Origin of the sequence: Streptococcus sp. ST14, assembly GCF_046098195.1 — a bacterium.
Lineage (GTDB): Bacteria > Bacillota > Bacilli > Lactobacillales > Streptococcaceae > Streptococcus.
This window is the reverse complement of sequence record NZ_JBJUSF010000054.1, coordinates 1-3,045: the sequence shown is the minus strand read 5'-3', so window position 1 is coordinate 3,045 and position 3,045 is coordinate 1. Positions and strand designations below refer to the sequence as shown.

The window sequence follows — 3,045 nt, the reverse complement described above, 5'->3', positions numbered from 1 at the left end:
CCAAGAAAACCTCACACTTCGTATTCTCAGTTACTTTGGATAAGTCCTCGAGCTATTAGTATTAGTCCGCTACATGTGTCGCCACACTTCCACTTCTAACCTATCTACCTGATCATCTCTCAGGGCTCTTACTGATATAAAATCATGGGAAATCTCATCTTGAGGTGGGTTTCACACTTAGATGCTTTCAGCGTTTATCCCTTCCCTACATAGCTACCCAGCGATGCCTTTGGCAAGACAACTGGTACACCAGCGGTAAGTCCACTCTGGTCCTCTCGTACTAGGAGCAGATCCTCTCAAATTTCCTACGCCCGCGACGGATAGGGACCGAACTGTCTCACGACGTTCTGAACCCAGCTCGCGTGCCGCTTTAATGGGCGAACAGCCCAACCCTTGGGACCGACTACAGCCCCAGGATGCGACGAGCCGACATCGAGGTGCCAAACCTCCCCGTCGATGTGAACTCTTGGGGGAGATAAGCCTGTTATCCCCAGGGTAGCTTTTATCCGTTGAGCGATGGCCCTTCCATACGGAACCACCGGATCACTAAGCCCGACTTTCGTCCCTGCTCGAGTTGTAGCTCTCGCAGTCAAGCTCCCTTATACCTTTACACTCTGCGAATGATTTCCAACCATTCTGAGGGAACCTTTGGGCGCCTCCGTTACCTTTTAGGAGGCGACCGCCCCAGTCAAACTGCCCGTCAGACACTGTCTCCGATAGGGATAACCTATCCGGGTTAGAGTGGCCATAACACAAGGGTAGTATCCCAACAACGTCTCCTTCGAAACTGGCGTCCCGATCTCATAGACTCCTACCTATCCTGTACATGTGGTACAGACACTCAATATCAAACTGCAGTAAAGCTCCATGGGGTCTTTCCGTCCTGTCGCGGGTAACCTGCATCTTCACAGGTACTAAAATTTCACCGAGTCTCTCGTTGAGACAGTGCCCAAATCATTACGCCTTTCGTGCGGGTCGGAACTTACCCGACAAGGAATTTCGCTACCTTAGGACCGTTATAGTTACGGCCGCCGTTTACTGGGGCTTCAATTCATACCTTCGCTTACGCTAAGCACTCCTCTTAACCTTCCAGCACCGGGCAGGCGTCACCCCCTATACATCATCTTACGATTTAGCAGAGAGCTGTGTTTTTGATAAACAGTTGCTTGGGCCTATTCACTGCGGCTGACCTAAAGTCAGCACCCCTTCTCCCGAAGTTACGGGGTCATTTTGCCGAGTTCCTTAACGAGAGTTCTCTCGCTCACCTGAGGCTACTCGCCTCGACTACCTGTGTCGGTTTGCGGTACGGGTAGAGTATGTTTAAACGCTAGAAGCTTTTCTTGGCAGTGTGACGTCACTAACTTCGCTACTAAACTTCGCTCCCCATCACAGCTCAATGTTATAGATATAAGCATTTGACTCATATCACACCTCACTGCTTAGACAGACACTTCCATTCGTCTGCTTTAGTTAGCCTACTGCGTCCCTCCATCACTACATACTCTAGTACAGGAATATCAACCTGTTGTCCATCGGATACACCTTTCGGTCTCTCCTTAGGTCCCGACTAACCCAGGGCGGACGAGCCTTCCCCTGGAAACCTTAGTCTTACGGTGGACAGGATTCTCACCTGTCTTTCGCTACTCATACCGGCATTCTCACTTCTATGCGTTCCAGCACTCCTCACGGTATACCTTCTTCACACATAGAACGCTCTCCTACCATACCTATAAAGGTATCCACAGCTTCGGTAAATTGTTTTAGCCCCGGTACATTTTCGGCGCAGGGTCACTCGACTAGTGAGCTATTACGCACTCTTTGAATGAATAGCTGCTTCTAAGCTAACATCCTAGTTGTCTGTGCAACCCCACATCCTTTTCCACTTAACAATTATTTTGGGACCTTAGCTGGTGGTCTGGGCTGTTTCCCTTTCGACTACGGATCTTAGCACTCGCAGTCTGACTGCCGACCATAATTCATTGGCATTCGGAGTTTATCTGAGATTGGTAATCCGGGATGGACCCCTCACCCAAACAGTGCTCTACCTCCAAGAATCTTTATGTCGACGCTAGCCCTAAAGCTATTTCGGAGAGAACCAGCTATCTCCAAGTTCGTTTGGAATTTCTCCGCTACCCACAAGTCATCCAAGCACTTTTCAACGTGCCCTGGTTCGGTCCTCCAGTGCGTCTTACCGCACCTTCAACCTGCTCATGGGTAGGTCACATGGTTTCGGGTCTACGACATGATACTAAGGCGCCCTATTCAGACTCGGTTTCCCTGCGGCTCCGTCTCTTCAACTTAACCTCGCATCATATCGTAACTCGCCGGTTCATTCTACAAAAGGCACGCTCTCACCCATTAACGGGCTCGAACTTGTTGTAGGCACACGGTTTCAGGTTCTATTTCACTCCCCTCCCGGGGTGCTTTTCACCTTTCCCTCACGGTACTGGTTCACTATCGGTCACTAGGGAGTATTTAGGGTTGGGAGATGGTCCTCCCAGATTCCGACGGGATTTCACGTGTCCCGCCGTACTCAGGATACTGCTAGGTACAAAGACTATTTTAAATACGAGGCTATTACTCTCTTTGGCTGATCTTCCCAAATCATTCTTCTATAATCTTTGAGTCCACATTGCAGTCCTACAACCCCGAAGAGTAAACTCTTCGGTTTGCCCTCCTGCCGTTTCGCTCGCCGCTACTAAGGCAATCGCTTTTGCTTTCTCTTCCTGCAGCTACTTAGATGTTTCAGTTCACTGCGTCTTCCTCCTCACATCCTTAACAGATGCGGGTAACAGGTAGTACCTGTTGGGTTCCCCCATTCGGAAATCCCTGGATCATCGCTTACTTACAGCTACCCAAGGCATATCGTCGTTTGTCACGTCCTTCTTCGGCTCCTAGTGCCAAGGCATCCACCGTGCGCCCTTATTAACTTAACCTTATTTTTTGACCTTTCAGTCATAAACTCTTTTAATACTACAGCGTTTCGGTTTATTTTCTTGTTACTATTTGATATAGATATTCAATTTTCAATGTGCATTACTTGGT

Annotated in this window: 1 rRNA gene; it reads right to left on the bottom strand. The window is 49.0% G+C overall.

The annotated features are described in order from the left end of the window. Positions 1-35 precede the first annotated feature (35 nt). Positions 36-2,936 (bottom strand): 23S ribosomal RNA (locus ACIY19_RS10695). Between the last annotated feature and the right edge of the window lie 109 nt (positions 2,937-3,045).